This is a genomic window from Rhodoferax sp. TH121, from assembly GCF_002251855.1.
In the GTDB taxonomy this organism is placed as follows: domain Bacteria; phylum Pseudomonadota; class Gammaproteobacteria; order Burkholderiales; family Burkholderiaceae_C; genus Allorhodoferax.
On sequence record NZ_NOXW01000021.1, the window covers coordinates 166,425 to 191,868 of the forward strand.

The window sequence follows — 25,444 nt, forward strand, 5'->3', positions numbered from 1 at the left end:
GTCAAACCTATGAAACCATTTGCATTTGTATTTCCCGGCCAAGGCTCCCAAGCGGTGGGCATGCTGGACGCTTGGGGTGACCATCCTGTGGTCGCAGAAACCTTGCGCGAAGCGTCGGACGCCCTGGGCGAAGACGTGGCCAAGCTGATCCACGAAGGCCCCAAGGAGGCCTTGGCCCTGACTACCAACACCCAACCCGTGATGCTGGTGGCTGGTGTGGCCGCGTACCGCGTCTGGATGGCAGACACTGGCGTAGCGCCCCAAGCCGTGGCTGGCCATTCGCTGGGCGAATATTCCGCGCTGGTTGCCGCTGGCTCTCTGACGCTGGCGCAAGCCGCACCGCTGGTCCGCCTGCGCGCCCAGGCCATGCAGGAGGCTGTGCCCGTAGGCGTGGGCGCCATGGCGGCCATTCTGGGTATGGATGCTACTAAAGTGATAGCTGGTTGCGCAGAAGCGACGGGGGTTTTTGGCCCAAATAGCTCTGAAGTGGTGGAGGCCGTGAACTTCAACGACTCCGCCCAGACCGTGATCGCCGGTAGCAAGGCTGCGGTGGACAAGGCCTGCGAAATCCTCAAGGCCAATGGTGCCAAACGTGCTCTGCTGTTGCCCGTGTCCGCCCCGTTCCACTCCAGCCTGATGAAGCCTGCGGCCGAAAAGCTCAAGGCGCGTCTGGAAGACATCGAAATCGCGGCCCCCCAGATTACGCTCGTCAACAATATAGATGTGGCCGTGGAAGTGGATGCTGACCGCATCCGCGACGCACTGTACCGCCAGGCCTTCGGCCCGGTGCGTTGGGTGGAGTGTGTGCAAGCGCTCAAGGCCCGCGGTCTGAACACTTTGGTAGAGTGCGGCCCCGGTAAGGTGCTGGCCGGCATGGTCAAGCGCATTGACGCGGAGATGGCAGGCCTGGCCCTGTTTGACCCCGCCACACTGGAAGAAGCAAAGGGAGCCTTGGCATGAGTGATGTGAAACTTGAAGGCCAGGTGGCCCTGGTGACCGGCGCCTCGCGCGGCATTGGCGCCGCCATTGCGTTGGAACTGGCTCGCAAAGGGCTCAAAGTCATCGGTACTGCCACGTCGGATGCAGGTGCAGCCAAGATCCGCGAAGCGCTGGCCGCTTTCCCGGGTTGCGACGGTCGCACGCTAGACGTGAATGACGGCGCCGCCGGCGACGCGCTGGTGGACGCCATTGCCAAGGAGCAGGGCGGCTTGCACGTACTGGTCAATAACGCCGGCATCACCCGCGACACCCTGGCCATGCGCATGAAGGATGACGACTGGGATGCCGTGGTGGACACCAACCTCAAGGGCGTGTTCCGCATGAGCCGCTCGGTGCTGCGCACCATGATGAAACAGCGCTACGGCCGCATCATCAGCATTACCTCCGTGGTGGGCGCCTCCGGCAACCCCGGGCAGGCCAACTATGCGGCCGCCAAGGCTGGCGTGGCCGGCATGACGCGTGCGCTGGCACGTGAGCTGGGCTCGCGCAACATCACCGTGAATTGTGTGGCTCCAGGTTTTATTGAGACCGACATGACCGCTGGCTTGGGCGAAGAGCAGCAAAAAGCACTTTTGGGCCAGATTCCTCTGGGTCACCTGGGCAAACCCAGTGACATTGCACACGCGGTGGCCTACTTGGCATCGCCCCAAGCCAGCTATGTGACGGGGCAGGAGCTGCACGTCAACGGCGGCATGTACATGTAATTCAAACCCCCGCCGAAGTCTGAGCGGCGGCCCGGTTAGAGGCAGATCTCTAGGCCGGGTAAAATCTCGGATTCTTTTACAACCCTTAGAGGGAACCCATGAGCGATATCGAAGTCCGTGTCAAAAAAATCATTGCCGAACAACTCGGCGTTGAAGAGTCCCAAGTCACCAATGAAAAAGCCTTTGTGGCTGATCTGGGTGCCGACTCCCTGGACACCGTGGAACTGGTGATGGCTTTGGAAGACGAGTTCGGAATCGAAATTCCTGACGAAGACGCAGAAAAGATCACGACCGTGCAAAACGCGATCGACTACGCGACCTCGCACAAAAAGGCCTGATCGGCTTGTGGCAGCACCCTGGCGGTGCTGCCAAATCCTGCGTGTTTCCCATGCCGCTGCTGGCGGTATTTCATTGACGAACTGCTGAATTTCAGATCTCTATGTCCCGTCGCCGTGTTGTTGTCACAGGTTTAGGTTGCATTAGTCCCGTTGGAAATACGGTGACAGAGGCGTGGTCGAATGTGCTGGCTGGCAAGTCGGGCATTGCCACGATTACCAAATTCGATCCTGAGGCGTTTGCCTGCAAGATCGCCGGTGAGGTGCGCAACTTCGATCTGGAGTCCTACATCAGCACCAAAGAAGCCCGCACGATGGATACCTTTATCCATTACGGCATTGCGGCTGCGGTGCAGGCGGTGCAAGACAGCGGCCTGAAGACGGGTGATGCTTTGGGTGAAGAAGAGTCCACCCGCATCGGTTGCGTCATTGGCTCTGGCATTGGCGGTTTGCCGATGATCGAAAACACCCACACCGAGTACACCAACCGCGGCCCCCGCCGCATTTCCCCATTTTTTGTGCCAGCCTCCATCATCAACATGACGGCTGGCCATGTGTCCATGCGTTTTGGCTTCAAAGGCCCGAACATCGCCATCGTGACCGCTTGCACCACTGGCTTGCACTGTATTGGCGAAGCCGGCCGCCTGATCGAGTACGGTGACGCCGACGTGATGATTGCCGGTGGCTCTGAAGCTACGGTGTCCCCGCTGGGCATTGGTGGTTTCGCCGCCATGCGTGCGCTTTCCACCCGCAATGACGACCCCGCGACTGCATCGCGTCCTTGGGACAAAGACCGTGATGGCTTTGTGCTGGGCGAAGGTGGCGGTGTGATGGTGCTCGAAGAGTACGAACACGCCAAGGCCCGTGGCGCCAAGATTTACGCCGAGTTGGCAGGCTTTGGCATGAGTGCCGATGCAGGCCACATGACGGCCCCCAATATGGACGGCCCGCGCCGAGCCATGCTCAGCGCGCTGCGTAACGCAGGGGTGAACCCAGACCAGGTCAACTACCTGAATGCGCACGGTACTTCCACCCCGCTGGGCGACATCAACGAATCCAACGCCATCAAGGCGGCATTGGGCGACCATGCCAAGAAAATGGTGGTCAACTCTACCAAGTCCATGACGGGTCACCTCTTGGGTGGCGCGGGTGGCTTGGAGTCAGTGTTCACCGTACTGGCCGTGCATCACCAAAAAAGCCCGCCCACTATCAACATCTTCAACCAAGACCCTGAGTGCGATTTGGACTACTGTGCCAACACCGCGCGGGATCTGAAGATTGATGTGGCTGTGAAAAACAACTTCGGCTTTGGTGGTACCAACGGCACGCTGGTTTTCAAGCGCGTATGATTCTGGCCTCCTTGCCCAGGGACAATGCATCGGCCCCCGGCGCTTAGCTTTCAGGTTGGTCGCTCGTGTTGGCATGCCCGCGTGCTATGGGCGGTCATGATGATGAACTTTATTGGTTGGTGCCTGATGGTTTTGGCGCCCAGGGCTGAATTTCCAACGTGGGTGCTAGTGCTGCAAGCGATCTTGTTTGTGCTGACTGTTGCCTACGCTACTTGGGCTTGGCGTCATGCGCCCATGGGCACATTGCGTTGGGATGGCGAGCGCTGGTTTTGGGTTGGCTCCCAAGAGACCCCCATCGCTGGTTTGCGCATCGTGTTTGATTTTCAGCGCTTGGTACTTGTGTCTCTGAACGGCATCAATCGTTCCTCATTGTTCTTATGGTTGGAACCGGCGGATGGCATGTCGCCCCAAGCTTGGCATGCATTGCGACGCGCACTCGTGCATTCAGCGGTGTATGGCTTGGCGCCAACTTCATCGACGAACCCTGAGGGGCTGTTGCCATGACTGATTCGGTGGCGACGCCCAATGATGCGGACTTTCTGCTCGTAGAGCGCACCTTGGCTGGAGACCAGAGGGCGTATGGCCTGCTAGTACTCAAGTACCAACGCCGTATACAACGCCTAGTGGGGCGTATGGTGCGCGATGCGGATATCGTGGAAGACATTGCCCAAGAGACCTTCATCCGGGCCTACCGCGCTTTACACCAGTTCCGCGGGGAGGCGCAGTTCTACACGTGGCTGTACCGTATTGCGGTAAACACGGCGAAAAAGTTCCTGCTGGAGCTCAAGCGCAACCCCACGATGTCGGAGAGTTTTTTATCTTCGTCTGACGACGATGAAACTTCCGCGCCGAAATACGAACCAAGCACGGAAGAAACCCCTGAATCGGAGTTGGCTGCCAAAGAGATTGCAGGTGTGGTCAACACCGCGATGGATGCATTGCCAGAAGAATTGCGTCAGGCGGTCACACTGCGAGAAATCGAAGGTTTGAGTTATGAGGAGATTGCCCTTGCGATGGATTGTCCGATCGGCACCGTGCGGTCACGGATTTTTCGGGCTCGCGAGGCAATTTCGGCGAAAGTAAAACCCTTGCTTGAGAAGCAGACTGGGAAACGTTGGTAGGAATGAAGTCTATGAACATGCACGCGCGGCCATTGAACGAGCGCATCTCTGCCTTGATGGATGGAGACTTGCCAGCTGCTGAGTTGGATGCGCTGCTGGACGACCTCGGGCAAGGGGATTCGTCCGCAAATGCCTGGCACCTCTACCATGTGGCAGGTGATGTTATGCGCAGTCAGGCGCTTGCACCTCTGCGCTCGGATTTGGCGTTTTTGCAGCGCTTAGAGCCACGCTTGGCCCGAGAAGTAGTCACCGCGCAGGTCATGCCATCGCCTGCTCCTGCCTTGCCGGGGGCTGAGCCTTTCAGGCGGTTATCGTCAAATGGACCTTGGCGCTGGGTAGCCAGTGCAACGTTCATGCTGTTGGCTGGTGTCGTCTCGGTCGGCATGTGGTGGACAGCTGGATCCGAGCTATCACCTCAACTGGCCGAAGTGACTGTACCTGCCGTGGAGCCGGTCGCGGCGCAGGTGCCCGGAGTCATGCTGCGGGATCCTGAACTGGATGCTTTGATGGCGGCGCACCAGCAGATGGGCGGCCATTCGGCATGGCAAATGCCTTCAGGTTTTCTGCGCAATGCGACCTACGAAAGGCCTGCGCGGTGAAGCCTTTGCGTTTGCTGGTGTCCGGCCTGCTGGCCTATTGCTTGGCAATGGTGTCGCCGTTGGCTGGGGCCGAAGAGGCTTCCATCAACGCTTGGCTGATGCGATTGCACGAGGCGTCCAGACACCGTACCTATACCGGTACTTTTGTGGTGTCGGCAGCTGGAAAAATGGCCAGTGCACGTATCTGGCATGTATGTGACGGTGAGCAGCAAGTGGAGCGTGTGGAGTCCTTGAGTGGTACGCCACGTGCAACCTTTCGTCGCAACGATGAAGTGGTAACTTTTTTCCCAGAGTCCAAGGTGGCTGTGGCTGAGAGCCGTGAGTCACTGGGCTTATTTCCCAATTTGCTCAAATCGAATGCCGCCAGCATTGGTGATCATTACCTGATGAAACCGATAGGCAGTGAGCGTATCGCGGGCCTCGATGCCGAGATCGTGCAGTTGCTTCCCAAAGATGCCTTGCGGTATGGCTACCGGGTATGGAGCGAGAAACGAACCGGCTTAGTGGTTCAGTTGCAATCCCTGGATGTGGATGGTCGGGTGCTGGAGCAGTCGGCCTTTTCCGAATTGCAGCTGGATGCCCCAGTCAACAAAGCCAAACTTGTTCAGATGATGGACGCTACAGACGGCTACCGGGTAGAGCGGCGTGATATGCAGAAAACCACTGCCAAGGCGCAGGGTTGGGATATGGCCAAGGCGGTTCCTGGTTTCAAGCCCATGGGGTGCTACACCCGGCCTGTCGCGCTGTTGGCGGGGGCCACAGGGCGTGCGGAGCAGACCATGCAGTGGATGTTCTCTGACGGTTTGGCCACGGTCTCGCTTTTTGTGGAGGCCTTCGACGCGCGCCGCCATGTGCGAGAAGGCGTCACGGAACTGGGAGGCGCCACGCGTACGCACACAAGGCGCTTGGATGCTTGGTGGATTACGGCGGTTGGTGAGGTTCCCGCTACTACTTTGGCGCTGTTTGTGCAGGGGCTGGAGCGCAAGAAGTAAGTCATCGCTGTGACTGTATGCCGCGTTCATGGACTGAAGAACATTCACGGAGAACTGGAGCAATGAAATCTATGCAACTGAAACTTTTGAGAACATTTTGGGTAGCAGCTTCGTTGTGCCTGCCGCTTGTGGGCGCCATGCTGCCCGCGGCATCTGCTTCCGCGCAAGGCGTCCGCGGTTTGCCAGATTTCACCGATTTGGTGGACCAGGTCGGTCCATCGGTGGTCAACATTCGTACTCTTGAAAAAGTCAGTGCCCGTGCGCCGTCAGGAGGCCCGAACGAAGAGGAGATGCTGGAGTTTTTCCGCCGGTTTGGATTGCCTATTCCGAATATGCCACGCCAAACTCCCCGGCAGAATCGTCCTCAGCAACAACCCGAAGAGGCCCAGCCTCGTGGCGTGGGGTCTGGGTTCATTTTGACCTCGGATGGGCTGATCATGACCAATGCCCATGTGATCGAGGATGCGGATGAAGTCTTGGTCACCCTGACGGACAAGCGGGAATTCAAAGCCCGCATCATTGGGGCCGACAAACGCACGGATGTCGCTGTGGTGAAGATCGATGCTTCTGGTCTGCCGGCTGTCAAGGTGGGTGACGTCAGTCGACTGCGTGTGGGTGAGTGGGTCATGGCCATCGGCTCGCCTTTTGGGCTGGACAACACCGTAACGGCCGGCATTGTGAGTGCCAAGCAGCGGGATACGGGCGACTATTTGCCTTTCATTCAGACCGATGTTGCGATCAATCCTGGCAATTCCGGTGGTCCCCTCATCAATATGCGCGGTGAAGTTGTCGGTATTAACAGCCAGATCTATTCGCGATCGGGCGGCTCGATGGGGATTTCGTTTTCCATCCCCATGGACGAAGCCGTACGGGTCAGTGATCAACTGCGTAGCAATGGGCGCGTGACGCGGGGGCGGATTGGGGTGCAGATTGACCAGGTGAGTAAAGAGGTGGCTGAATCGATCGGTTTGGGCAAGCCGATTGGCGCCTTGGTGCGTGGTGTGGAAGCAGGCTCGCCAGCGGAAAAGGCCGGTGTGGAAGCGGGTGACATCATTACCAAATTCGACGGCAAGACCATTGAAAAATCCAGCGACTTGCCACGTGTGGTGGGCAGTACCAAGCCTGGCTCCAAGAGCACGGTAACAGTGTTTCGCCGCGGTAGCAGCAAAGACTTGAGTGTGGTGATCGCGGAGGTGGAGGGTGATAAACCTGTGGCTAAAGCGGCTGGCAAAGAGGAAAAGCCCCGGACGTCTGCGGTTGCCCAAACATTGGGTTTGAGCGTGGCTGACTTGACGGATGCGCAAAAGAAGGAATCCAACCTCAAGGGTGGTGTGCGTGTTGAAGCTGCTGCAGACGCTGCCGCCCGTGCGGGCTTGCGCGAGGGGGATGTGATTGTGCAACTCGCGAATACAGAGGTTGCTTCCGTCAAAGAGTTTGAAGCCGCCTTGGGTAAGTTGGACAAAACCAAACCCCTGAATGTGCTGTTCCGTCGCGGTGAGTGGACCCAGTTTGCGGTCATTCGCCCCAACCGATAGGCATGTGCCAAGACCCTAAACCGCAGTTGGCTTTGGGGTTGTTGGGCTGTTCGTCTTTTTTTTGGCCACGGCCGCCCCGTCTTTAGATATGTGGGCGGCCGCTAACTTTTTGGGGTTGTTGAAAGCACTGGTTAGAATATGGGGCTTCTACGGAAGTCATTGGATATATATGAGGGTTCAAAGTCCATGATATGGGACGGCAAAAAGAACCCCACAGTTGATCCACAACTCCCCCACAAGTTGTCCAGTGCTTGTTTGATAGATTTGTTAGTAAGCTGTTGATAAGTTATTTGTTGCGGTGTCGCAACTTCCCCTGAATCAGGTTTTTTGGGCTGTGCTCTCTGGACTTTTTGCCTACAATGGGCTTCCAACCTTCGCAGTTGCCAAAGATTGTTGGTTCAGGGCGCGTCGTCTTACGATGCGCCCTTTTTTCTTGCCTGCCTGTTTTAATTCAATCACTTGAAGCTCGTCGTTGATGAATCACATCAGAAATTTCTCGATCATTGCCCACATTGACCATGGCAAATCCACGTTGGCTGATCGCTTGATCCAACGCTGCGGCGGTTTGGAGGCGCGCGAGATGGAGGCTCAGGTTCTGGACTCGATGGACATCGAGAAAGAGCGTGGGATAACCATCAAGGCGCAGACCGCAGCGCTGCAGTACAAGGCCAAAGATGGCAAGGTTTACAACCTCAATTTGATCGACACACCAGGGCATGTGGACTTCTCGTATGAAGTGAGCCGTTCGCTCTCGGCATGCGAAGGTGGTTTGCTCGTGGTTGATGCGTCGCAGGGCGTGGAAGCGCAGACAGTGGCCAACTGCTACACCGCGCTGGACTTGGGTGTTGAAGTGCTTCCCGTGTTGAACAAGATCGACTTGCCAAATGCAGATCCTGACAACGCGCGCAGCGAGATTGAGGACGTGATTGGCATTGATGCGACCGATGCCATCGTGTGTTCCGCCAAAACCGGTCTGGGTATTGACGACATTCTCGAGGCCATCGTGGCCAAGATTCCTTCGCCCAAGGGTAACCCTGACGGCCCACTACGTGCCATGATCATCGACAGCTGGTACGACAGCTTTGTTGGTGTGGTCATGTTGGTGCGGGTGGTGGATGGTCGTTTGGCCAAGGGGGAACGTATCAAGATGATGGCGTCGGGTGCGACCTACAACGCCGACAACCTCGGTGTATTCACACCAGCCAACCAGCCACGCCAGTCGCTGGAGGCGGGTGAGGTGGGTTACATCATCGCCGGTATCAAGGAACTGCAGGCCGCGAAGGTAGGTGATACTGTGACCTTGGTGAAGCAGGGTACGGGTGGCGCTGCCTATACGGCGACCGAGGCGCTGCCGGGCTTCAAGGAGATCCAGCCGCAGGTGTTTGCCGGTCTGTACCCGACAGAGGCCAGCGAGTACGACTCCCTGCGCGATGCGCTTGAAAAGCTCAAGCTCAATGATGCCTCGCTGCATTACGAGCCCGAGGTTTCGCAAGCCTTGGGCTTTGGCTTCCGCTGCGGCTTCCTTGGTCTGCTGCACATGGAGATCGTGCAGGAACGCCTGGAGCGTGAGTTCGACCAGGACCTGATCACAACGGCGCCCAGCGTGGTGTATGAAGTGATGAAGAGTGACGGCGAAATCATCATGGTGGAAAACCCGTCCAAGATGCCCGAGATCGGCAAAACGGCAGAAATTCGCGAGCCTATCGTGACGGTGCATCTCTACATGCCGCAGGAGTATGTGGGCGTGGTCATGACCTTGGCAAACCAGAAGCGTGGTGTGCAGATGAACATGGCTTACAAGGGCCGCCAGGTGGTGCTGACCTACGAGATGCCGCTGGGTGAAATCGTGCTGGACTTCTTTGACAAGCTCAAGAGTGTGAGTCGCGGCTATGCGTCGATGGACTACGAGTTCAAGGAGTTCCGCGCGTCCGATGTAGTCAAGGTCGACATTTTGCTCAACGGCGAAAAGGTGGATGCGCTGTCCATCATCGTGCACCGTAGCCAGTCCGCGTACCGAGGCCGTGCCGTGGTGGGCAAGATGCGCGAGATCATTTCGCGCCAGATGTACGATGTGGCGATCCAGGCGGCCATCGGGGCCAACATCATTGCGCGTGAGACAATCAAAGCGCTGCGCAAGAACGTGCTGGCCAAGTGTTATGGCGGTGACATTTCCCGCAAGCGCAAGCTTCTCGAAAAACAAAAAGCGGGTAAAAAACGCATGAAACAAATCGGCTCCGTGGAAGTGCCACAGGAAGCGTTCTTGGCCATTTTGCAGGTGGAAGACTGATGCAAGCTTTGACGGCGGCCGTTCTTGCGGCATTTGGGCTCTATGCCGGGTCTTGGTACTTCGGCTTGGTAGACGGCAACTTCTCCCTCTTGTTATTTGTGGCCACTGTGGTCACGGGGCTGTACTGGTTAGCGGAGCGCTTCTACTTTTTGCCACAGCGCCAGCAAGCGGTGGCAGCTTTGGAGGCCAACGATCTGCAGCGTCGCGCTGACCTCAGTAAGATGGGCATCGCCCAGGTGGATGGTGATATCAGCGACGCCAAGGTGAAGTTGTTGATGCAGCCTTGGTGGCTGGATTGGACCGCCGGTTTGTTTCCGGTGATCATCGTCGTATTTTTGTTGCGCTCGTTCCTGTTTGAGCCCTTCAAGATTCCCTCCGGCTCCATGATTCCCACCTTGCTCGTGGGGGACCTGATTTTGGTGAACAAGTTCACGTACGGGCTTCGCTTGCCAGTGCTCAACACCAAGATCACTGAAGGCAACAAGCCCCAGCGTGGGGATGTGATGGTGTTTCGTTACCCACCTAAACCCAGCCTGGATTACATCAAGCGGGTGGTTGGTGTGCCTGGTGACACGGTGGCCTACCTGAACAAACGCCTCACCATCAATGGCCAAGTGGTGGAAACCTCTGCTTTGCCGGAGTTCTTCGATGAGGACGCCATGCGCTACTTCAAGCAGTTTGAAGAGAGTTTTGGCGACAGGAAACATCGCGTCCTCAATGACACGGACCGCCCGGCGTTTGTGCCAGGTGCAGACAAGTTTGAAGGCTACGAGGCTTGCAGCTACACCGTGGAAGGTGTGACCTGCAAAGTGCCCGAAGGCCACTATTTCATGATGGGCGACAATCGCGATAATTCGCTGGATTCTCGTTATTGGGGCTTTGTGCCTGACCAGAACATTGTGGGTAAGGCATTTTTTGTCTGGATGAACTTTGGCAACCTCAAGCGTATCGGCGGGTTCAATTGACGTTTCACATGGCTAGGGATCTCACAATGACAGTACACACCAAATCCAAGCAACGCGGCATTTCCTTCATCGGTCTGCTTTTTATCGGCGGTATTTTGGCCATGGCCGGTGTGGTGGCGGCGCAAGTATTTCCCACCGTGGTCGAGTACATGGCCGTGCAAAAGGCGGTCCAACGTGCTGCCACCGGCCAGTCCGTGGTGGAGGTTCGTGCCATTTTTGACAAACAAACCGAGGTGGACACGATCAAGTCCATCACTGGCAAAGACTTGGAAGTGGGCAAGCAGGGCGACAAAGTGGTGGTGTCTTTCGCCTACCAGCGTGAGATCCACCTGGTGGGCCCCGCATTTCTGACGCTCAAGTACGCAGGGCAATCCAAATAACGTGGCAGATGGTCTCATTGCGTTGCAGCAGCGGCTGCAACACCAGTTCTCGAATGTTTCCCTGCTGTCGCGGGCACTGACCCACCGCAGCTTTTCTGCTGACCACTACGAACGCCTGGAGTTTTTGGGTGACTCGGTGCTGGGGCTGGCCATTTCCGATTTGCTGTACGCCCGCTTGGGGGCCTTGCCTGAAGGTGATTTGTCCCGCGTGCGTGCCAACCTCGTCAAACAGGACACCCTGCACCAGCTCGCCCTGGGACTGGGCTTGCCGGATGTACTCAAGCTCGGGGAAGGCGAGATGCGCTCGGGGGGGCCCAAGCGTGCTTCCATCCTGGCCGATGCCCTGGAAGCCATCATTGGTGCGGTCTACCTCGATGCGGGTTTCACCAAGGCGCAAGCCCTGGTGCTCCGCCTGTTCGAGGCGGTGGAAATCAACCCGCACATGGACGCCATTGGCAAAGACCCCAAAACCGAGTTGCAGGAGTGGCTGCAGGGTCGCAAAATGAAGCTGCCTGTCTACACCGTGGTGGGCACCTTGGGCGCCGCCCACAAACAAAGCTTTGATGTGGAGTGTGAGATCCCCGAACTCCGCCTGTCCGAGCGCGGCATTGGCGGTTCGCGCCGTGCTGGTGAACAGGCCGCCGCGGCCGCCATGCTGCAAACCATCAAATCAAAGGTCAAACCATGAATGCTCCTAAAAATATAGCTGCTGGCGCAGATTCCATGGGGTCTAATGGCAAAAAAGACACTAAACCTGAAGTGCAGGATGATCTGGACGCCATGCTGCAAGGCTTGCTCAAGAGCACGCCCAAGCTGGCCCAGCCCGGCGAGGTTGCCGAGAACCAGCGCTGCGGTCTGGTTGCCATTGTGGGCAAGCCTAACGTGGGCAAGTCCACCTTGCTCAACGCGCTGGTCGGCCAGAAGATCAGCATCACCTCGCGCAAGGCGCAGACGACGCGCCACCGCATCACCGGAATGCGTACCGAAGGGCAAACGCAGTTCGTGTTTGTGGATACACCAGGATTCCAGACCATCCATGGCAATGCGCTGAACAAGTCGCTAAACAAAGCCGTGCAGGGCGCAGTGTCCGATGTGGACTTGGTGCTGTTTGTGGTGGAGGCGGGCAGCTTCACGTCAGCGGACGAAAAGGTTTTGAAGCTGCTGGGCGAAGGTATCCCGGTGCTGCTGGTGGCCAACAAGCTGGACCACGTGAAAGAGCGCGCCAGCCTGGCGCCTTGGCTGCAGGCCATGCAGGCTCGCGGCAAGTTTGCCGAGCTGATTCCCCTGTCAGCCAAGGCTCCCAAGGATGTGGAACGCCTGCTGGCTCTGTGCGAGAAATTCTTGCCCGAGCAGGCGTGGTGGTATTCCGAAGACGAGCTGACCGACCGCAGCGAGAAATTCCTGGCCAGCGAGCTGGTGCGCGAAAAGCTATTCCGCCTGACCGGCGACGAGTTGCCCTATACCTCCACCGTCGTCATTGACAAGTTCGAGGAAGAGCCGCCGCAAAAAAAGGGCCAGAAACGCCTCCTGCGCATCGCTGCCACCATCGTCGTGGAGCGTGATGGCCACAAGGCCATGGTGATTGGCGACAAGGGTGAACGTATCAAGCGCATTGGCATGGAAACCCGCGTGGAACTGGAAAAGCTGGCCGATGCCAAGGTGTTCCTGGAGCTGTGGGTCAAGGTGCGCTCCGGCTGGGCGGATGACGAAGCCCGCGTTCGCTCCTTCGGATACGAGTAAGTTTTCTTTCGCGTGGCCACCAAACGCATTGCCGACGAGCCCGCGTATGTGCTGCACCGCTACGATTGGAGCGAGTCCAGCCTGATTCTGGAAGTCTTTACCCGCCACTACGGGCGTATTGCCCTGGTGGCCAAAGGGGCCAAGAAGCCCAGCTCCAGTTTCCGTCCCATCCTGTTGCCCTTGCAGCCCCTGCATGTGGCCTATGGAGGCGATGCCGAGATCCGAACACTGCGCAGTGCCGAATGGCAGGGCGGCCATGTGATGCCTACGGGGGATGCCTTGCTGTCGGGCTATTACCTCAACGAACTGCTGCTGACCCTTTTGGCCCGCGACGACCCGCACGCCGAGCTGTTTGACATCTACGCCAATGTGGTGCAGATCATTGCCAGTGAGCATGACGAGGTGCTGCAGGGAGCTCTGCGCACCTTTGAGCTGCTGCTGTTGCGCGAAGTGGGCTTTCTGCCGCCACTGAATGTGCAAACCATGACGTTGGCCCCGCTGGACGCTGAGGTTGCCTATGTGTTGGTGCCCGAAGGCGGTCTACGCCAAGCCCATGGCGATGACCGTGCCAGCCTGTGCGGCGCAGATTGGTTGCGCCTGCACGATGCGCTGCAGGACCATGCCCCCTTTACTACCACGCTGCGCGCCTGTGCGGAGCTGATGGGCGCGCTAAAGCCCCAGCTGCGCGCGCTGCTGCACTACCATTGCGGTGTCAAGACGCTGCGCACGCGGCAGATGATGATCGACATTCAGTCTCTCTAGGCGAGGCCTTTCGACTATGAAAACCCATCTCTCGGTCAATCTCAACAAGGTCGCGTTGGTGCGCAACACCCGCCACCTGGGCATTCCCAGCGTCACGCGTGCGGCCTCGCTCTGCCTGCAGGCGGGCGCCGCAGGCATTACCGTCCACCCGCGGCCTGATGCGCGCCACATTCGTGCGCAAGATGTGTTGGACCTGGCCGAATTGCTGCAGGCCTGGCCCGACCGCGAGTTCAACGTGGAAGGCAACCCCTTCCATAACCTCATGGACTGCGTGCGTAACCTGCACCAACGCGGCCTGCCGGTGCACCAGGTGACCTTTGTCCCGGACAGCGAAGGTCAGTTCACGAGCGACCACGGCTGGGTCTTCCCTGATGATGGCGCGCGTCTTCAACCCCTGATTGCGGATGCGCATGCCCTGGGTTTGCGGGTCAGCCTGTTCATGGATGCCGATCCGTCCGCCATGGCAGCCGCCAAGGCGGTCGGTGCTGACCGCATTGAGCTCTACACAGAGCCTTTCGCGGCAGCGTGGGGCACTGCGGAGCAGGGCGCCCAATTGGCCCGTTTTGCAGCTGCGGCCCAGGCCGCGCTGGATGTAGGCTTGGGCGTGAATGCTGGCCATGACCTGAATCGTGCCAACCTGGCCGCTTTTGCGCAGCAGGTGCCTGGCCTGCAGGAAGTGTCCATTGGCCATGCGCTGATTGCTGACGCCTTGGAGTTGGGCTATGACGCTACGGTCAAAGCCTACCTGGCGTGTCTGGGCCACTGAGGAGGCGCTTGTGATATACGGCATAGGCACCGACATCTGTGACGTACGCCGCATCCGCGCCAGCTTGGACAAACATGGCGAGCGGTTTGCGGCCAAGGTGTTGTCGGATGCCGAATTCACGACGTGGAAGGCGCGCAGCGCCCGCTGGCCGGAGCGCGGCCTGCGCTACCTGGCCACGCGCTTTAGTGCCAAGGAAGCTTTCAGCAAAGCAATTGGGCTGGGCATGCGCATGCCCATGACCTGGAAGCTGTGCGAGATCGCCAATGAGCGCAGTGGCAAACCCGTCATTGTGCTGCACGGCGGGCTCAAGGAATGGTGTGAGGGCAAGGCGCTCACGGTGCACATCACCGTGACCGACGAGACCGACTACGCGGCCAGCTTTTGCGTGGTGGAAACCACGCCCTAGCTGAAGCTAGAGCTTGCCGTACTGGGTGCCGCCAATCATGATGCCGCCGTCCAGCGGCGCGAGGTCGGATCGGTACTCCAGATCGCCTACATGCACGGCGGGCAAGGTAGCGCCGCGTTGCAGGGCCTCCATAAAAGCCGCTTGCTCCTCTACAGAGATCGGTTGGTAGCCGGCCCGTGACAGTTTGTTCCCCGTCCTTTGGGCCTGGTGGTCCTGCCCGACGGGCGCAAACTCTCCGCTGCGCGCCGGATCGCTGGCCCGCGCGTGGCGTTCAAACTGGTCTTCCGTTTCACTGACACGCCAGTAGATGCCATCAATCAGGATGCCGAAGCGCTTGTAGGTGTTGATGCGCATGTCCTGCTCCATCGCAGCAAAACTCTTGGTCTTGCTGTTGGCGCCTGTTACAAAAGACTTGGCCACATCGATCATGGCAATGAAGCGGTGGTGCCGCTCATCCACGGGCATGACTTTGAAGCGGTACATATGGGACACCACTTCCATGGACAGAAATGTCTCGCGGATGGACTGGTACAAGCGCTCGCGGCGGTACGCCATGCGCTCCTCCAGCTCCATGCGCCGAACGGTGGGTTCTTCCAGCAGCACCGCCTGGACCGGCGTACTGCGCTCGCGTTTTTTGAGGAATCCAAACACGGTGGGTGGTGTTTCCAAGGCTGTGTGGCTGGGGCGGTGCTGCGTGCGCCGCCATGTGCGGGGAAGTCTATCAGCAGCGTTCGGGGCAACCTGTAACAAATTGGTGCGCTGCCATGCGGCCCTGACAGGCCGCAGAGGCCTCTTTTTCTTGAGAATAGGCATCAAAAATGCCACTAGCCCACGTAAAATAAGCGCAAGCAGCTCCTAAATACATAGCAAACTACCGCACGCACCATGACTTTCCACGCCCCCCTCATCATTGACATTGCCGGTACTAGTCTCAGCAGTGTGGACCGCAAGCGCCTCAAGCATCCTTTGGTGGGCGGCTTGATCCTGTTCGCCCGCAACTGGCACAACCGCGAACAGCTCAGCGCGCTATGCCGCGACATCAAGAAGGTGCGTACCGACCTCTTGATTTGCGTGGACCACGAAGGCGGGCGCGTGCAGCGTTTCAAGACCGATGGTTTTACCCATTTGCCGCCCATGCGCGCGCTGGGTGAGATGTGGTTGCGCGAAGCGGTGGGCACGGCATCCGTCAAAAAAGCGGGCCCCCTGGACGCCACCAATGCCGCCACGGCCACGGGCTACGTGCTCGGTGCTGAATTGCGCGCCTGTGGGGTGGACATGAGCTTCACGCCCGTGCTGGACCTGGACTATGGCGAAAGCAGTGTGATTGGCGACCGCGCCTTTGCCCGCGATCCGCGCGTGGTGAGCTTGCTGGCCAAGAGCCTGATGCATGGCCTCCACAAAAGCGGCATGGCCAATTGCGGCAAGCACTTTCCCGGCCACGGCTTTGTCAAAGCCGATTCGCACACCGAGATTCCGGTCGACAAGCGCAGCCTCAAGGCCATCCTGGCCGACGACGCGGCGCCGTACCGCTGGCTCAACACCGTCACCAGCAGTGTGATGCCGGCCCACGTGATCTACCCCAAGGTGGATGCTCGACCTGCGGGCTTTTCCAGCACCTGGCTCAACGACATCCTGCGTGGCCAGCTGGGCTTCACCGGCGCCATTTTCAGCGACGACCTGTCCATGGCCGGTGCCCGCCTGATCGACGGCAAGACGGTGAGCTATACCGAGGCAGCCGTCGTAGCGCTGAACGCGGGCTGCGATCTGGTGCTGTTGTGCAACCAGTCCATGCCCAGCGCCGAGGGCGGTGGCAAGGCCGTGGACGAGCTAATCGATGGCCTGACCGAGGCGCAGCTGAAGGGGCAGTGGCAGCCTCTGGAGGCCAGCGAAGCCCGTCGCCGCGCCCTGCTACCCAGCACGCCAGCCTTGGCTTGGGACGACCTCATGGTGCACCCCGAGTACATGCAGGCGTTGGACTGGGTGGCCTGAGCGCCCAGTGTTTCTGCAGTTGCGCGCCATGCGCTTGCCAGCGCGCTGGGGTGGGCCGCTGGCGCTGGTTCTTCTCGTTTTGCAGCTTTGGCCTGGGGCCAGCAGCAGTTTGAGGTTTGTGCGTGCAGATTTCATCCATGGTGCCGTGTGGCTGCCCATCTCCGCACAGTGGGTGCACCTGACTTGGCCGCATGCGATGGTGAATGCGATGTCTGCATTGTTGCTGTGCTGGGCTCTGCGCGGCTGGGTACCCATGAACGGCCAACTGCTGGCATTGTCGGGGGGCATGGTCGGCGTGGCCTTGCAGTTGGTAATGGATGCCCAATGTGATTACTACGCCGGTGCGTCTGGAGCCCTGCATGGCGCAGTGGGGGGCGCCGCACTGTACATGTTGACGGCGCCGGGGCGCACCCGGCTGGCAGGGGGGGGCTTGGGTCTGGCGCTGCTTGCCAAATTAGGGTGGCAAGACGCGGCTTTTGCCGGCTCACCCCATTGGTTGGATATCCCGGTCTACTATCCAGCGCATGGGGCCGGTGCTGTCGGCGGTGTGGCTGGTGTCGTTGTGTGGCTATTGGTGCGGCGTTGGTACCCCGCGCTGCATCCATCGGCTCACCAGGGCTATCCCGGCGAGCGCCACTAGTTCTATCCAGTGCAAGGCACCGCCGCCACCGCCTCCTCCTGTGCTGCTCACCGGGTTGGGGGCCGACACCATGGTGATGGACACCCTGCTGCTGGAGCTGAGGCTGTTGGACGCAGTCGCCTGGAATTGGAAGGTGATACCTGTGGTGTCTGAGGTGCTGGGCGTCGTAAAACTGGCGCTAAGGCTGTTGGCACCTGTCAGGGTGACAGTGGGGCCTGCCATCTGGGTCCAACGCACGTTGCTGATGCTGCCACCGCCCGTGGCTCCCGCTGTAGCATTGCCAGTTAATGTCACCACGGCGCCTCGCGCTACCGGGTCGGTGCTGCTGGCGCTTGCGCTGGTAGTAGGTGCTGCGTCTGCCAAGACCAAGGCGCTGGCCGCATCTGCGTCCAGCATGCCCGCCCCACAGGCCGGCTTGCCGGCACAGTAAGTTCCCGAGGGAAATGCCCTCGCTGAATCGACCAGTCGGGAGGTCAGCTCGTCCACTCCCATGGTAGGTTTGATCTGCAATAACAACGCGGCAACCCCAGACACCATCGGCGCCGAGAAGCTGGTGCCGCTGCCTGCCACATAGGAGTCGCCAGTGGGAGACGCAGTCGGCCCGTTCGTTCCACTATTGCTGGTGCCCAAGATGCTGACACCCGGCCCGCTGATGGTAGTGCCTGGCCCCACGTTGGCAAAGCTGGGGCTCCCTCCGTTTTGGGCATGGGCGGTCACTGCCAGCACGCCTTTGCAGTTGGCGGGCTGGGTAATGCTGTCGGTGGCGCCCTCATTACCGGTCGAGACGACGACGAGGCTACCCGCTGCCCGGACGTCGTTGATCGCATCTTGAAAGGTACTGGGGCAGGTACCTTCGCTCCCCAGACTCAAATTCAGAACCTTGGCTGGGTTGGAGTTGATCGGTGTCCCAGCCACCGACAGACCCGCCGCCCAACGCATGCCAGCAGCAATGTCAGAGAGGTACCCGCCACACACCCCCAGCACTCGCACGGGCAACACTTTGGCCCCGTAGGCAACACCAACCATCCCTGTGGTGTTGTTGCCAATGGCCCCCACCACACTCGCTACCCGGCTTCCGTGCCAGCTGGAGTTGGAGGTTTTGCAGTTGTTACGGGTGTCTGTATTCCAGTTGCCCGGGTCAGCAGCGTTGGCATCGCGTCCGTCACCATCGTTGGCCGTGCTGAACGGTGCGTAGGGGAGCGTATCGAGAGAAATGAAGTCGTAACCCGGCAGGATGTTGGCACCCAGATCGGCGTGTGTGACATAGCCTGAGTCCAGCACAGCCACAACAACACCGCTGCCACTGACGGGCTGCGAGCCGGCCGTGAATCTGTTCCAGGCCGCACTGGTGTTCGTGGCTCCGGCATGGGTGGCGGAGGATTGCCAAGCCCACTGACTGGTTCCATACTCCGGGTCGTTGGGGGCGAAGTGGGGCAGCACACGTTCGTCAACCTCGGCGTACTCCACATTGGCATCTTGTGCCAGTTGGTGAGCAAGTGCCGTCACTTCCTCGCGGTTCAAGGCTTGGTCAATGTGCAGTACATGGGTTTGCTCGGACACGGACTTCAGGTAGTCCAGCGCCACGGCTTTCTGTCCCAGCACCTGCACGCCACCCGGCACATTCAGCGCACGGATGTGGTCGCGGGTACTGTCCGCAGCAAAGCGTGTCGCCGTTGGTGTCTTGAATTTCACAATCAGCCGTTGGAAGTTCGACGGCGGCATGGGCAGCTCTGCCGGGCGGGTGCGGCCCTCAGCGTATGTGGCCCGTGGCTCCAACCAGCCCTCCGTCTGCGAGGTGGCGACCCAGGAAGCCCCCAGCCCTCCAAGCGATGCAACGGCCCATACCAGTATTTTCCAGGTGCGCATGTAGCGGGCCTTCATGGATTCCGGATCCGCAGGTCCGCCTCCACATGGGCCACCTCAGGGCGCGCACGCAGGGCTTGGAGTACGTTCGAAGAGGGTTGGCTGCGTTGTGGCTGCACCGCGTAGACCCACGTGGTGTCCGAGACGGCTGCGATGGGCTGTATGTCGGCTGCCAGTGTGGTGCGCAGGTGGGCCAATTCGGCCGTGTTCCAGACCGCTTGCGCCGTGGTGAAACGAATGATGAGCCGCTGCGCGCTGGCAGCTTGCGCGGGCGGTGCATAGCGCGGTGGCTCCTGGGCGCATGCCGCCATCACCATGGTGATGAAACAGGCCCCCAAACACAGTCGATAGTTCACGTGCGGACTCCCTGGAGATGGTCTGTAGCCGCCTGTCTTGCTGACTTTTTGTGCGGCCGCGCACATTGTAGGGCGGCGGCCCCGCGTCGGGGGTAGTAAGCGGATGTAACGGTTTCAGGGGGCGCGGTGCAGGCGGGGGGCGGAGAGCAGGGCCAGGTTGGCGTCGATGGCTTCGTCGAGCAAGCGGTCTGCAGGCAACTTCTGGGCTTGCATCAGCTTTCGCAGCTGCTGCAGGTCTTTCACCGTGGGCGCCACTTTGATTTGGGCCACGGCGGCTTGGCTGTTGCCACTGCGGATGATGGCCAGGACCTTGGTGGCCCAGACGCTTTGGCGGGAGTTGGTGTTTTTGGACATGGTGTTCGGAATAAGCCCCATTTTGGCACATAGCCCTCGCCGAATTTGCGCAGGCAGCTATCAAAATGATAGTGATTTTCGGTGAAGGCTGTCCAGCAAGCACGACCCCATCCGTTACCATTCCCGTCCTGTAACAAGGGGAAATGTGTGATCCAAACGGGAATGCGCTGGATACGGCGGGCCGCTGTGCTGCTGGTGGCGGGCCATGCCGCGATGGGCTGGGCACAAGACGTGCGCAGCGGTACGCTCAAAAACGTGCAAGGCAGTGTCCAGGTCGTCAAGGGCGATGCTGCGCGCCCAGCCGCTCCGGGTGGCGGTGTGGCCGAAGCCGAGCGCATCGTCACGGGGCCCCAGGGCTCGGCGGTCCTGCTGTTGCGTGACGGCACCCAAATCACCGTAGGTCCCAACTCGCAGGTGGATATCACCCGCTTCCAGTTTGATGCCACCACCCAGACCGGCAGCCTGACCGTGCAGGTCATTTTGGGCACCATCCGCATGGTGACCGGCTTGCTGGGCAAGCTGCAGCCCGAAAACGTGAAGGTGCAGACGCCTTCGTCCACCGTGAGTGTGCGCGGTACCGACTTTATTGTGGAGGTCTTGTGATGCGCGTTCCTTGGTTCAGTGCTGTGCTGGCGTGGGTCTTGACGCTGGGGCTGGCGGCCTGCGCGCCGCTGAGCCGGGTCACGCTGTTGCCTGACGCTGACGGCCGCAGTACGGCCGTGCAGGTGCAAGGTGCCAGCGGTGTGCAGCAGCTGGACCAACCCTATGCTGTGGCCGCTGTGCATCGCACGGGTGCGGTGGACCGCGCCCAGACCACCGCAGACGCGGTGCAGCAGCAATTTGGCGCCTTGCTGTCACTGCAGCCCCCCGGTGTGCAGCGTTTTGTTCTCCAGTTTGAGCCAGGTACCGCCATGCTGACCCCCGACTCGCAGGCTCAGCTGCCCAGCATCCTGGCGCAGGCGCGGGCTTTGCCGGGCGGCGAGTTGGTGGTGGTGGGTCATACAGACCGCACGGGGTCACCCCAGGCCAACGATGTTTTGTCGTTGCAGCGAGCGCAGGCGGTGCGTGCTCTTTTGGTGGAGCAAGGCTTTCAGCCGGAGCTGATCGAGGCCGTCGGCCGCGGCGAGCGTGAGCCTCTGGTTCCTACCGAGGCGAATGTGGATGAACCGCGCAACCGCCGCGCGGAAATCATTGTCCGTTGACGCAGGTGTAGCGTGGCCAAGATGTCTCTCTCTGACCTCGGCGGGCTGGTGTACTCCACCGAGGTGGGGCGCACCTGTCCAGTGTGCCGCCAAGCCATTGCATCCTGCACCTGCAAGGCCGTGCAACGCCCAGTAGGTGACGGCGTGGTGCGCGTGTCGCGCGAGACCAAGGGCCGCGCCAGTAAGGGCGTGACCTTGGTGCGGGGCGTGCCGCTGGACGATGACGAACTGAACGCGTTGGGCAAGAAACTCAAGGCCGCCTGCGGCTCGGGGGGCACGGTCAAGGACGGCGTCATCGAAGTGCAGGGCGACCATGTGGAGCGCGTGATGGCGGCTTTGCAGGCCCAGGGCTTCAAGGTGAAGCGGGCAGGGGGCTGATGGCAGCGCCGGGCCGCCCCAAGCTGACATGCGCCCCCTTGGGGGGCCGCGCGCGACACGCAGTGCGCGTGCTTGGGGGCTTGTAACCTTGCAGCCCGAAGACTTGCAGAAGCTGGTGGAACGCGCCATGCCCTTTGGCAAGTACGAGGGGCGCCTGATTGCCGACCTGCCGGGCGATTACCTCAACTGGTTTGCGCGCGAGGGCTTTCCCAAGGGTGAGATTGGCCGTCTGCTGCAGCTGATGCACGAGATTGACCACAACGGCCTTAGCAACTTGCTCACGCCGCTGCGCAGCCCGCGTTAGCCTTTAGGGCAACGGTACGTCGCGCAGCGTACCGGGCGCCAAACCTTCTAGTGTGTAGGGCCCAATGGCCGCGCGCACCAGCCGCAGCGTGGGGTAGCCCACCGCCGCCGTCATGCGGCGCACCTGGCGGTTGCGGCCTTCGCGGATCACCAGCTCCAGCCAACTGGTGGGAATGGACTGACGAAAGCGCACTGGCGGGTCGCGCTGCCACAGGTTGGCCGGCGCCTCCATGCGCTGCGCACGCGCGGGCAGGGTGGGGCCGTCATTGAGCTGCACGCCATGGCGTAGCCGCTCCAGCGCAGCGTCGTCTGGCTCGCCCTCCACCTGCACCCAGTAAGTCTTTTCCATCTTGTAGCGTGGGTCGCTGATGCGGGCCTGCAGCTTGCCGTCATTGGTGAGCAATAGCAGGCCTTCGCTGTCCGCGTCCAGCCGGCCGGCCACATAGATGCCGGGGATGTCAATGAAGTCCTTGAGTCCGTGCCAGCGCCCCTCCGGCGTGAACTGGCTCAGCACCCCATACGGCTTATTGAAGCAGAGCAGGCGGGAGGCCATGGGACTCAGTCCGCAGCCGCCCAGAGCCGCTCACCCGTGGCTTCCAGGTGCGTGAGGTAGATGCGTACCTCAAACTCGAGCTGGTGGTAGCTGGGCTCCATGTGGGTGCAGAGCTGGTAGAAGGCCTTGTCGTGATCGCGCTCCCGCAGGTGGGCGAGCTCGTGCACCACGATCATCTTGAGGAAAGGCTCGGGTGTGTCCTTGAACAGGCTGGCCACCCGAATCTCGCGTTTGCTTTTGAGCTTGTTGCCTTGTACGCGGGAGACGGTGGTGTGCGTGCCCAGCGCGTTCTTCACCACATGCAGCTTGCTGTCAAAAGCCACCTTGCTCAGGGGCTCGGCGCTGCGCAGGTAGTTGGCCTTGAGGTCCTGCACATAGTCGTACAGCACCTTGTCCGTCCGCACACCATGCGCTTGTGGGTAGCGCTGGGCCAACCAACTGCCCACCCGGTTCTCATCTAGCATGCGCTGCACCTGAGCCAGGGTGTCTGCGGGGTAGCCATTCAGGTAGCGCAGCGTGGGCATTGCTACCGTTTTCATAGCTGCTTGCGCAGACTGCGCGGGGGCTAGGTGCCGATTTTGCTTCAAATCTGGATCAAACTTCGCGGCGCAGCGCGGGGAACAGAATCACGTCGCGGATGCTGGCGCTGTCGGTCAGCAGCATCATCAGGCGGTCGATGCCGATACCGCAGCCACCGGTGGGAGGCATGCCGTATTCCAGGGCGCGCACAAAGTCGTGGTCAAAGTGCATGGCTTCGTCGTCACCGCTGTCTTTGGCGGCTACCTGGGCGTGGAAGCGGGCGGCCTGGTCTTCGGCGTCGTTCAGCTCGGAGAAGCCGTTGCCAAATTCACGGCCGGTGATGTAGAGCTCAAAGCGCTCGGTCACTTCGGGGCGGTCGTCGTTGGCGCGTGCCAGTGGCGAAATTTCGGTGGGGTGCTCCATGATGAATGTGGGGTTCCACAGCTTCTCTTCCACAGTCTCTTCAAAGTACAGCACCTGCAGGCTGGCCAGGCTGCGGCCGGCGAGCTTGTTCTTGGCTTCATTCAGGCCCAGCTTCTTGAGCGCATTGGTCAGCCACTCCGCGTTGTCGACGTTGTCACCGGCTTCGGTGTACTTGCGAATGGCTTCCACGATGGTGAGGCGCTCAAACGGCTTGCTCAGGTCCACCGGTTTGTCGGCGTAGGTCAGCAGCAGACCGCCAGTGGCCTTCTGGGCGGCATCGCGGATCAGCTTCTCGGTGTAGTCCATCAGGTCCTGGTAGTTCCAGTAGGCCGCGTAGAACTCCATCATGGTGAACTCGGGGTTGTGGCGCACCGAGATGCCTTCGTTGCGGTAGCTGCGGTTGATCTCAAACACGCGGTCAAAGCCACCGACGATCAGGCGTTTGAGGTACAGCTCAGGCGCAATGCGCAGGAACATTTCCTGGTCCAACGCATTGTGGTGCGTCTTGAAGGGCTTGGCATTCGCACCGCCGGGAATCGGGTGCAGCATGGGCGTTTCCACTTCCAGGAAGTTGTGACCGACCATGAACTCGCGCATGGCGCTCACCGCCTTGCTGCGCGCCACGAAACGCTTGCGGGTTTCCACATCCGTCATCAGGTCGACATAGCGCTGGCGGTATTTCACTTCCTGGTCGGCCATGCCGTGGAACTTGTCGGGCATGGGGCGCAGGCTCTTGGTCAGCAGGCGGATGCTGGTGGCGTGGATGGACAGCTCGCCGGTCTTGGTTTTGAACAGCGTGCCCTCAGCGGCCACGATGTCGCCCAAATCCCAGTGCTTGAAGGCGGCATACAGGTCCACGCCCACGTCTTCACCGCGCACATAGAGCTGGATGCGGCCGCCGCTGGGGCCGAAGGAAGAGTCTTGTAGCGTGCAGAAGCTGGCCTTGCCCATCACGCGCTTGAGCATCATGCGGCCGGCAACCTTGGCGGTGGCGCCCAGGGCGACCAGTTCCTCGGGCGTCTTGTCGTTGTAGGCTTCAAACAGCTCGGCAGCCTTGTTCTCCGGCTGGAAGTCGTTGGGGAAGGCCACGCCCTGACCGTCGGCCTGCTGCTGGCGCAAGGCTTTGAGTTTTTCACGGCGCTCCAGGATCAACTGGTTGTCGTCTAGCGGGGCGGGAGCAGCTTGGTTTTGGTCAGACATGGGCGTTGTTGGTACGGTGACAGAACCAGCCAAGCCGTGGGGCTTTGGCCGTAACCCTCCATTGTAAGAGGGGCAGCTGCCGCTATGATGCCCACGCACTGCCCCATCTCACCATGCTCTACCAAATCATTTCCCTCCTGCTTGAAGTGGCCGCTGGCCTGCTCACCAGCACCTGCCTGCTGCGCCTGTACATGCAGCACCAGCGCATTCCCTTGTCGGCGCGTTCGGGCAACCCCTTGGGCAAGTTCATTTTTGCGCTGACTGACTGGCTGGTGCTGCCGCTGCGCCGCGTGTTGCCCGCCATGGGGCGTTGGGATACGGCCAGCCTGGTGGGCGCGTTTCTGATTCAGTTGGCCCAGTTTTCCGTTCTCTGGCTGCTCAACGGTCTGGGCGCCAGCCTGGTGTCGGTGGTGGTGTTGGCCCTGTTTGGCGTGGTGCGCATGGCCTTGTCGGGCATGACGGCGCTAGTGCTCGTCTACGCCATCTTGTCGTGGGTGCAAACGCAGTCATATCTGGCAGATCTGTTGGATCGTTTGGTGCAACCCCCCTTGACTCCCATCCGCAGAGTGATTCCCTTGGTGGGCGGGGTGGACTTGTCGCCGTTGGCACTGCTGGTTCTGATCCAGATTGCCCTGATCGTGCTGGGCTCCTTGCAAGCCATGGCGCTGGGTTTCACAGCCGGGTAGATCCGCCGGCTCCAAGCAAAAGAGGCCCGGAAGGGCCT

General features: G+C 60.2%; 30 protein-coding genes. 23 read left to right on the forward strand and 7 right to left on the reverse strand.

The window, feature by feature from the left end:
- Nucleotides 1–9: 9 nt before the first annotated feature.
- From fabD to acpS, 16 genes are all read left to right on the forward strand, one after another.
- Nucleotides 10–960 (forward strand): ACP S-malonyltransferase, encoded by a 951-nt coding sequence (gene fabD / locus CHU94_RS10760; protein WP_094479680.1) that lies wholly within the window; start codon nucleotides 10–12, stop codon nucleotides 958–960.
- Complete coding sequence (fabG, locus tag CHU94_RS10765; RefSeq protein ID WP_094479682.1) at nucleotides 957–1,703, forward strand: 3-oxoacyl-ACP reductase FabG; 747 nt, start codon at nucleotides 957–959, stop codon at nucleotides 1,701–1,703. Before fabD ends, fabG begins: the two co-directional genes overlap by 4 nt.
- Before the next feature lie 98 nt (nucleotides 1,704–1,801).
- A complete protein-coding gene (gene acpP, locus CHU94_RS10770) occupies nucleotides 1,802–2,041 on the forward strand; it encodes an acyl carrier protein (RefSeq protein WP_094479684.1) in 240 nt (79 codons plus the stop codon).
- Nucleotides 2,042–2,142: 101 nt separating this feature from the next.
- Nucleotides 2,143–3,387 (forward strand): beta-ketoacyl-ACP synthase II, encoded by a 1,245-nt coding sequence (gene fabF / locus CHU94_RS10775; RefSeq protein WP_094479686.1) that lies wholly within the window; start codon nucleotides 2,143–2,145, stop codon nucleotides 3,385–3,387.
- A 500-nt stretch (nucleotides 3,388–3,887) separates the two neighbouring features.
- Nucleotides 3,888–4,508, forward strand: a complete 621-nt coding sequence (rpoE, locus tag CHU94_RS10785) for an RNA polymerase sigma factor RpoE (RefSeq protein WP_094479690.1) — start codon at nucleotides 3,888–3,890, stop codon at nucleotides 4,506–4,508.
- A gap of 11 nt (nucleotides 4,509–4,519) precedes the next feature.
- Complete coding sequence (locus CHU94_RS10790; RefSeq protein WP_255033921.1) at nucleotides 4,520–5,107, forward strand: sigma-E factor negative regulatory protein; 588 nt, start codon at nucleotides 4,520–4,522, stop codon at nucleotides 5,105–5,107.
- Nucleotides 5,104–6,099: a MucB/RseB C-terminal domain-containing protein gene (locus CHU94_RS10795; protein WP_255033922.1), complete on the forward strand. Its 996-nt coding sequence runs from the start codon at nucleotides 5,104–5,106 to the stop codon at nucleotides 6,097–6,099. The genes CHU94_RS10790 and CHU94_RS10795 overlap by 4 nt, the downstream gene beginning before the upstream one ends.
- Nucleotides 6,100–6,236: 137 nt before the next feature.
- Nucleotides 6,237–7,634, forward strand: coding sequence for a Do family serine endopeptidase (locus CHU94_RS10800; protein WP_255033969.1), 1,398 nt, complete (start codon nucleotides 6,237–6,239; stop codon nucleotides 7,632–7,634).
- A gap of 475 nt (nucleotides 7,635–8,109) precedes the next feature.
- On the forward strand, nucleotides 8,110–9,921 hold the full coding sequence (gene lepA / locus CHU94_RS10805; RefSeq protein ID WP_094479694.1) for a translation elongation factor 4: 1,812 nt from the start codon (nucleotides 8,110–8,112) through the stop codon (nucleotides 9,919–9,921).
- Complete coding sequence (gene lepB, locus CHU94_RS10810; protein ID WP_094479696.1) at nucleotides 9,921–10,886, forward strand: signal peptidase I; 966 nt, start codon at nucleotides 9,921–9,923, stop codon at nucleotides 10,884–10,886. The genes lepA and lepB overlap by 1 nt, the downstream gene beginning before the upstream one ends.
- A gap of 26 nt (nucleotides 10,887–10,912) precedes the next feature.
- Nucleotides 10,913–11,266 (forward strand): DUF4845 domain-containing protein, encoded by a 354-nt coding sequence (locus CHU94_RS10815; RefSeq protein WP_094479698.1) that lies wholly within the window; start codon nucleotides 10,913–10,915, stop codon nucleotides 11,264–11,266.
- A gap of 1 nt (nucleotide 11,267) precedes the next feature.
- On the forward strand, nucleotides 11,268–11,954 hold the full coding sequence (gene rnc, locus CHU94_RS10820; protein ID WP_094479700.1) for a ribonuclease III: 687 nt from the start codon (nucleotides 11,268–11,270) through the stop codon (nucleotides 11,952–11,954).
- 35 nt (nucleotides 11,955–11,989) lie between these two features.
- Nucleotides 11,990–13,006, forward strand: a complete 1,017-nt coding sequence (era, locus tag CHU94_RS10825; protein WP_255033970.1) for a GTPase Era — start codon at nucleotides 11,990–11,992, stop codon at nucleotides 13,004–13,006.
- A gap of 12 nt (nucleotides 13,007–13,018) precedes the next feature.
- Complete coding sequence (gene recO / locus CHU94_RS10830) at nucleotides 13,019–13,768, forward strand: DNA repair protein RecO (RefSeq protein ID WP_094479704.1); 750 nt, start codon at nucleotides 13,019–13,021, stop codon at nucleotides 13,766–13,768.
- 16 nt (nucleotides 13,769–13,784) lie between these two features.
- A complete protein-coding gene (locus CHU94_RS10835) occupies nucleotides 13,785–14,534 on the forward strand; it encodes a pyridoxine 5'-phosphate synthase (protein ID WP_094479706.1) in 750 nt (249 codons plus the stop codon).
- A gap of 10 nt (nucleotides 14,535–14,544) precedes the next feature.
- The gene (acpS, locus tag CHU94_RS10840) at nucleotides 14,545–14,940 is read left to right on the forward strand and encodes a holo-ACP synthase (RefSeq protein WP_094479708.1); all 396 of its coding nucleotides are present in this window, start codon (nucleotides 14,545–14,547) and stop codon (nucleotides 14,938–14,940) included.
- Between the two features lie 6 nt (nucleotides 14,941–14,946).
- Here the strand turns inward: acpS and CHU94_RS10845 are convergent, their stop codons facing one another.
- Nucleotides 14,947–15,609: a hypothetical protein gene (locus CHU94_RS10845; protein WP_094479710.1), complete on the reverse strand. Its 663-nt coding sequence runs from the start codon at nucleotides 15,607–15,609 to the stop codon at nucleotides 14,947–14,949.
- Nucleotides 15,610–15,825: 216 nt separating this feature from the next.
- Here CHU94_RS10845 and nagZ point away from each other — a divergent pair, with 216 nt between their 5' ends.
- Entirely contained in the window at nucleotides 15,826–16,929 is a 1,104-nt protein-coding gene (nagZ, locus tag CHU94_RS10850; protein ID WP_094479712.1) for a beta-N-acetylhexosaminidase, read from the forward strand.
- Between the two features lie 7 nt (nucleotides 16,930–16,936).
- Nucleotides 16,937–17,569: a rhomboid family intramembrane serine protease gene (locus CHU94_RS10855; protein WP_094479714.1), complete on the forward strand. Its 633-nt coding sequence runs from the start codon at nucleotides 16,937–16,939 to the stop codon at nucleotides 17,567–17,569.
- On the opposite strand, the gene CHU94_RS10860 is transcribed toward CHU94_RS10855, so the two are convergent.
- The 3 genes from CHU94_RS10860 to CHU94_RS10870 all read right to left on the reverse strand — a co-directional run bounded on the left by CHU94_RS10860 (nucleotide 17,498) and on the right by CHU94_RS10870 (nucleotide 20,142).
- Nucleotides 17,498–19,450 carry a S8 family peptidase gene (locus CHU94_RS10860; RefSeq protein WP_094479716.1) on the reverse strand — a complete coding sequence of 651 codons (1,953 nt, stop codon included), beginning with the start codon at nucleotides 19,448–19,450 and terminating at the stop codon, nucleotides 17,498–17,500. The two genes, CHU94_RS10855 and CHU94_RS10860, sit on opposite strands and share 72 nt — an antisense overlap.
- Nucleotides 19,447–19,788 (reverse strand): hypothetical protein, encoded by a 342-nt coding sequence (locus CHU94_RS10865; protein WP_141211441.1) that lies wholly within the window; start codon nucleotides 19,786–19,788, stop codon nucleotides 19,447–19,449. The genes CHU94_RS10860 and CHU94_RS10865 overlap by 4 nt, the downstream gene beginning before the upstream one ends.
- 114 nt (nucleotides 19,789–19,902) lie before the next feature.
- Nucleotides 19,903–20,142 (reverse strand): hypothetical protein, encoded by a 240-nt coding sequence (locus CHU94_RS10870; RefSeq protein ID WP_094479720.1) that lies wholly within the window; start codon nucleotides 20,140–20,142, stop codon nucleotides 19,903–19,905.
- Between the two features lie 147 nt (nucleotides 20,143–20,289).
- On the opposite strand from CHU94_RS10870, the gene CHU94_RS10875 reads away from it, so the two are divergent.
- The 4 genes from CHU94_RS10875 (at nucleotide 20,290) to CHU94_RS10890 (ending at nucleotide 22,026) form a co-directional block, all read left to right on the forward strand.
- Nucleotides 20,290–20,745: a FecR domain-containing protein gene (locus CHU94_RS10875; RefSeq protein WP_141211442.1), complete on the forward strand. Its 456-nt coding sequence runs from the start codon at nucleotides 20,290–20,292 to the stop codon at nucleotides 20,743–20,745.
- Nucleotides 20,745–21,344 (forward strand): OmpA family protein, encoded by a 600-nt coding sequence (locus tag CHU94_RS10880; protein WP_094479724.1) that lies wholly within the window; start codon nucleotides 20,745–20,747, stop codon nucleotides 21,342–21,344. The genes CHU94_RS10875 and CHU94_RS10880 overlap by 1 nt, the downstream gene beginning before the upstream one ends.
- 21 nt (nucleotides 21,345–21,365) lie before the next feature.
- A complete protein-coding gene (locus tag CHU94_RS10885; protein ID WP_094481008.1) occupies nucleotides 21,366–21,722 on the forward strand; it encodes a translation initiation factor Sui1 in 357 nt (118 codons plus the stop codon).
- Nucleotides 21,723–21,810: 88 nt separating this feature from the next.
- Nucleotides 21,811–22,026, forward strand: coding sequence for a DUF3820 family protein (locus CHU94_RS10890; RefSeq protein WP_094479726.1), 216 nt, complete (start codon nucleotides 21,811–21,813; stop codon nucleotides 22,024–22,026).
- A gap of 3 nt (nucleotides 22,027–22,029) precedes the next feature.
- Here the strand turns inward: CHU94_RS10890 and CHU94_RS10895 are convergent, their stop codons facing one another.
- Genes CHU94_RS10895 through lysS form a run of 3 tightly spaced genes read right to left on the reverse strand, consistent with a single transcriptional unit; the run spans nucleotide 22,030 to nucleotide 24,720 of the window.
- Nucleotides 22,030–22,578, reverse strand: a complete 549-nt coding sequence (locus CHU94_RS10895; protein WP_094479728.1) for a pseudouridine synthase — start codon at nucleotides 22,576–22,578, stop codon at nucleotides 22,030–22,032.
- Nucleotides 22,579–22,583: 5 nt separating this feature from the next.
- Nucleotides 22,584–23,117 carry a M48 family metallopeptidase gene (locus tag CHU94_RS10900; RefSeq protein ID WP_255033923.1) on the reverse strand — a complete coding sequence of 178 codons (534 nt, stop codon included), beginning with the start codon at nucleotides 23,115–23,117 and terminating at the stop codon, nucleotides 22,584–22,586.
- A 55-nt stretch (nucleotides 23,118–23,172) separates the two neighbouring features.
- Nucleotides 23,173–24,720: a lysine--tRNA ligase gene (lysS, locus tag CHU94_RS10905; RefSeq protein WP_094479732.1), complete on the reverse strand. Its 1,548-nt coding sequence runs from the start codon at nucleotides 24,718–24,720 to the stop codon at nucleotides 23,173–23,175.
- A gap of 113 nt (nucleotides 24,721–24,833) precedes the next feature.
- On the opposite strand from lysS, the gene CHU94_RS10910 reads away from it, so the two are divergent.
- Nucleotides 24,834–25,406, forward strand: a complete 573-nt coding sequence (locus CHU94_RS10910) for a YggT family protein (RefSeq protein WP_094479734.1) — start codon at nucleotides 24,834–24,836, stop codon at nucleotides 25,404–25,406.
- Nucleotides 25,407–25,444: the final 38 nt, after the last annotated feature.

What these genes read in the sequence shown, in the direction of transcription:
- CHU94_RS10800 (WP_255033969.1), top strand. Translation starts at nt 6,237, where the DNA reads ATGCTGCCCGCGGCATCTGCTTCCGCGCAAGGCGTCCGCGGTTTGCCA.
- era (WP_255033970.1), top strand. Translation starts at nt 11,990, where the DNA reads ATGGGGTCTAATGGCAAAAAAGACACTAAACCTGAAGTGCAGGATGAT.
- lepB (WP_094479696.1), top strand. Translation starts at nt 9,921, where the DNA reads ATGCAAGCTTTGACGGCGGCCGTTCTTGCGGCATTTGGGCTCTATGCC.
- lysS (WP_094479732.1), bottom strand. Translation starts at nt 24,720, where the DNA reads ATGTCTGACCAAAACCAAGCTGCTCCCGCCCCGCTAGACGACAACCAG.
- CHU94_RS10900 (WP_255033923.1), bottom strand. Translation starts at nt 23,117, where the DNA reads ATGAAAACGGTAGCAATGCCCACGCTGCGCTACCTGAATGGCTACCCC.
- CHU94_RS10885 (WP_094481008.1), top strand. Translation starts at nt 21,366, where the DNA reads ATGTCTCTCTCTGACCTCGGCGGGCTGGTGTACTCCACCGAGGTGGGG.
- fabD (WP_094479680.1), top strand. Translation starts at nt 10, where the DNA reads ATGAAACCATTTGCATTTGTATTTCCCGGCCAAGGCTCCCAAGCGGTG.
- CHU94_RS10815 (WP_094479698.1), top strand. Translation starts at nt 10,913, where the DNA reads ATGACAGTACACACCAAATCCAAGCAACGCGGCATTTCCTTCATCGGT.
- acpP (WP_094479684.1), top strand. Translation starts at nt 1,802, where the DNA reads ATGAGCGATATCGAAGTCCGTGTCAAAAAAATCATTGCCGAACAACTC.
- CHU94_RS10910 (WP_094479734.1), top strand. Translation starts at nt 24,834, where the DNA reads ATGCTCTACCAAATCATTTCCCTCCTGCTTGAAGTGGCCGCTGGCCTG.
- fabF (WP_094479686.1), top strand. Translation starts at nt 2,143, where the DNA reads ATGTCCCGTCGCCGTGTTGTTGTCACAGGTTTAGGTTGCATTAGTCCC.
- CHU94_RS10835 (WP_094479706.1), top strand. Translation starts at nt 13,785, where the DNA reads ATGAAAACCCATCTCTCGGTCAATCTCAACAAGGTCGCGTTGGTGCGC.
- nagZ (WP_094479712.1), top strand. Translation starts at nt 15,826, where the DNA reads ATGACTTTCCACGCCCCCCTCATCATTGACATTGCCGGTACTAGTCTC.
- lepA (WP_094479694.1), top strand. Translation starts at nt 8,110, where the DNA reads ATGAATCACATCAGAAATTTCTCGATCATTGCCCACATTGACCATGGC.
- CHU94_RS10880 (WP_094479724.1), top strand. Translation starts at nt 20,745, where the DNA reads ATGCGCGTTCCTTGGTTCAGTGCTGTGCTGGCGTGGGTCTTGACGCTG.
- CHU94_RS10870 (WP_094479720.1), bottom strand. Translation starts at nt 20,142, where the DNA reads ATGTCCAAAAACACCAACTCCCGCCAAAGCGTCTGGGCCACCAAGGTC.
- CHU94_RS10895 (WP_094479728.1), bottom strand. Translation starts at nt 22,578, where the DNA reads ATGGCCTCCCGCCTGCTCTGCTTCAATAAGCCGTATGGGGTGCTGAGC.
- fabG (WP_094479682.1), top strand. Translation starts at nt 957, where the DNA reads ATGAGTGATGTGAAACTTGAAGGCCAGGTGGCCCTGGTGACCGGCGCC.
- CHU94_RS10790 (WP_255033921.1), top strand. Translation starts at nt 4,520, where the DNA reads ATGAACATGCACGCGCGGCCATTGAACGAGCGCATCTCTGCCTTGATG.
- CHU94_RS10860 (WP_094479716.1), bottom strand. Translation starts at nt 19,450, where the DNA reads ATGAAGGCCCGCTACATGCGCACCTGGAAAATACTGGTATGGGCCGTT.
- rpoE (WP_094479690.1), top strand. Translation starts at nt 3,888, where the DNA reads ATGACTGATTCGGTGGCGACGCCCAATGATGCGGACTTTCTGCTCGTA.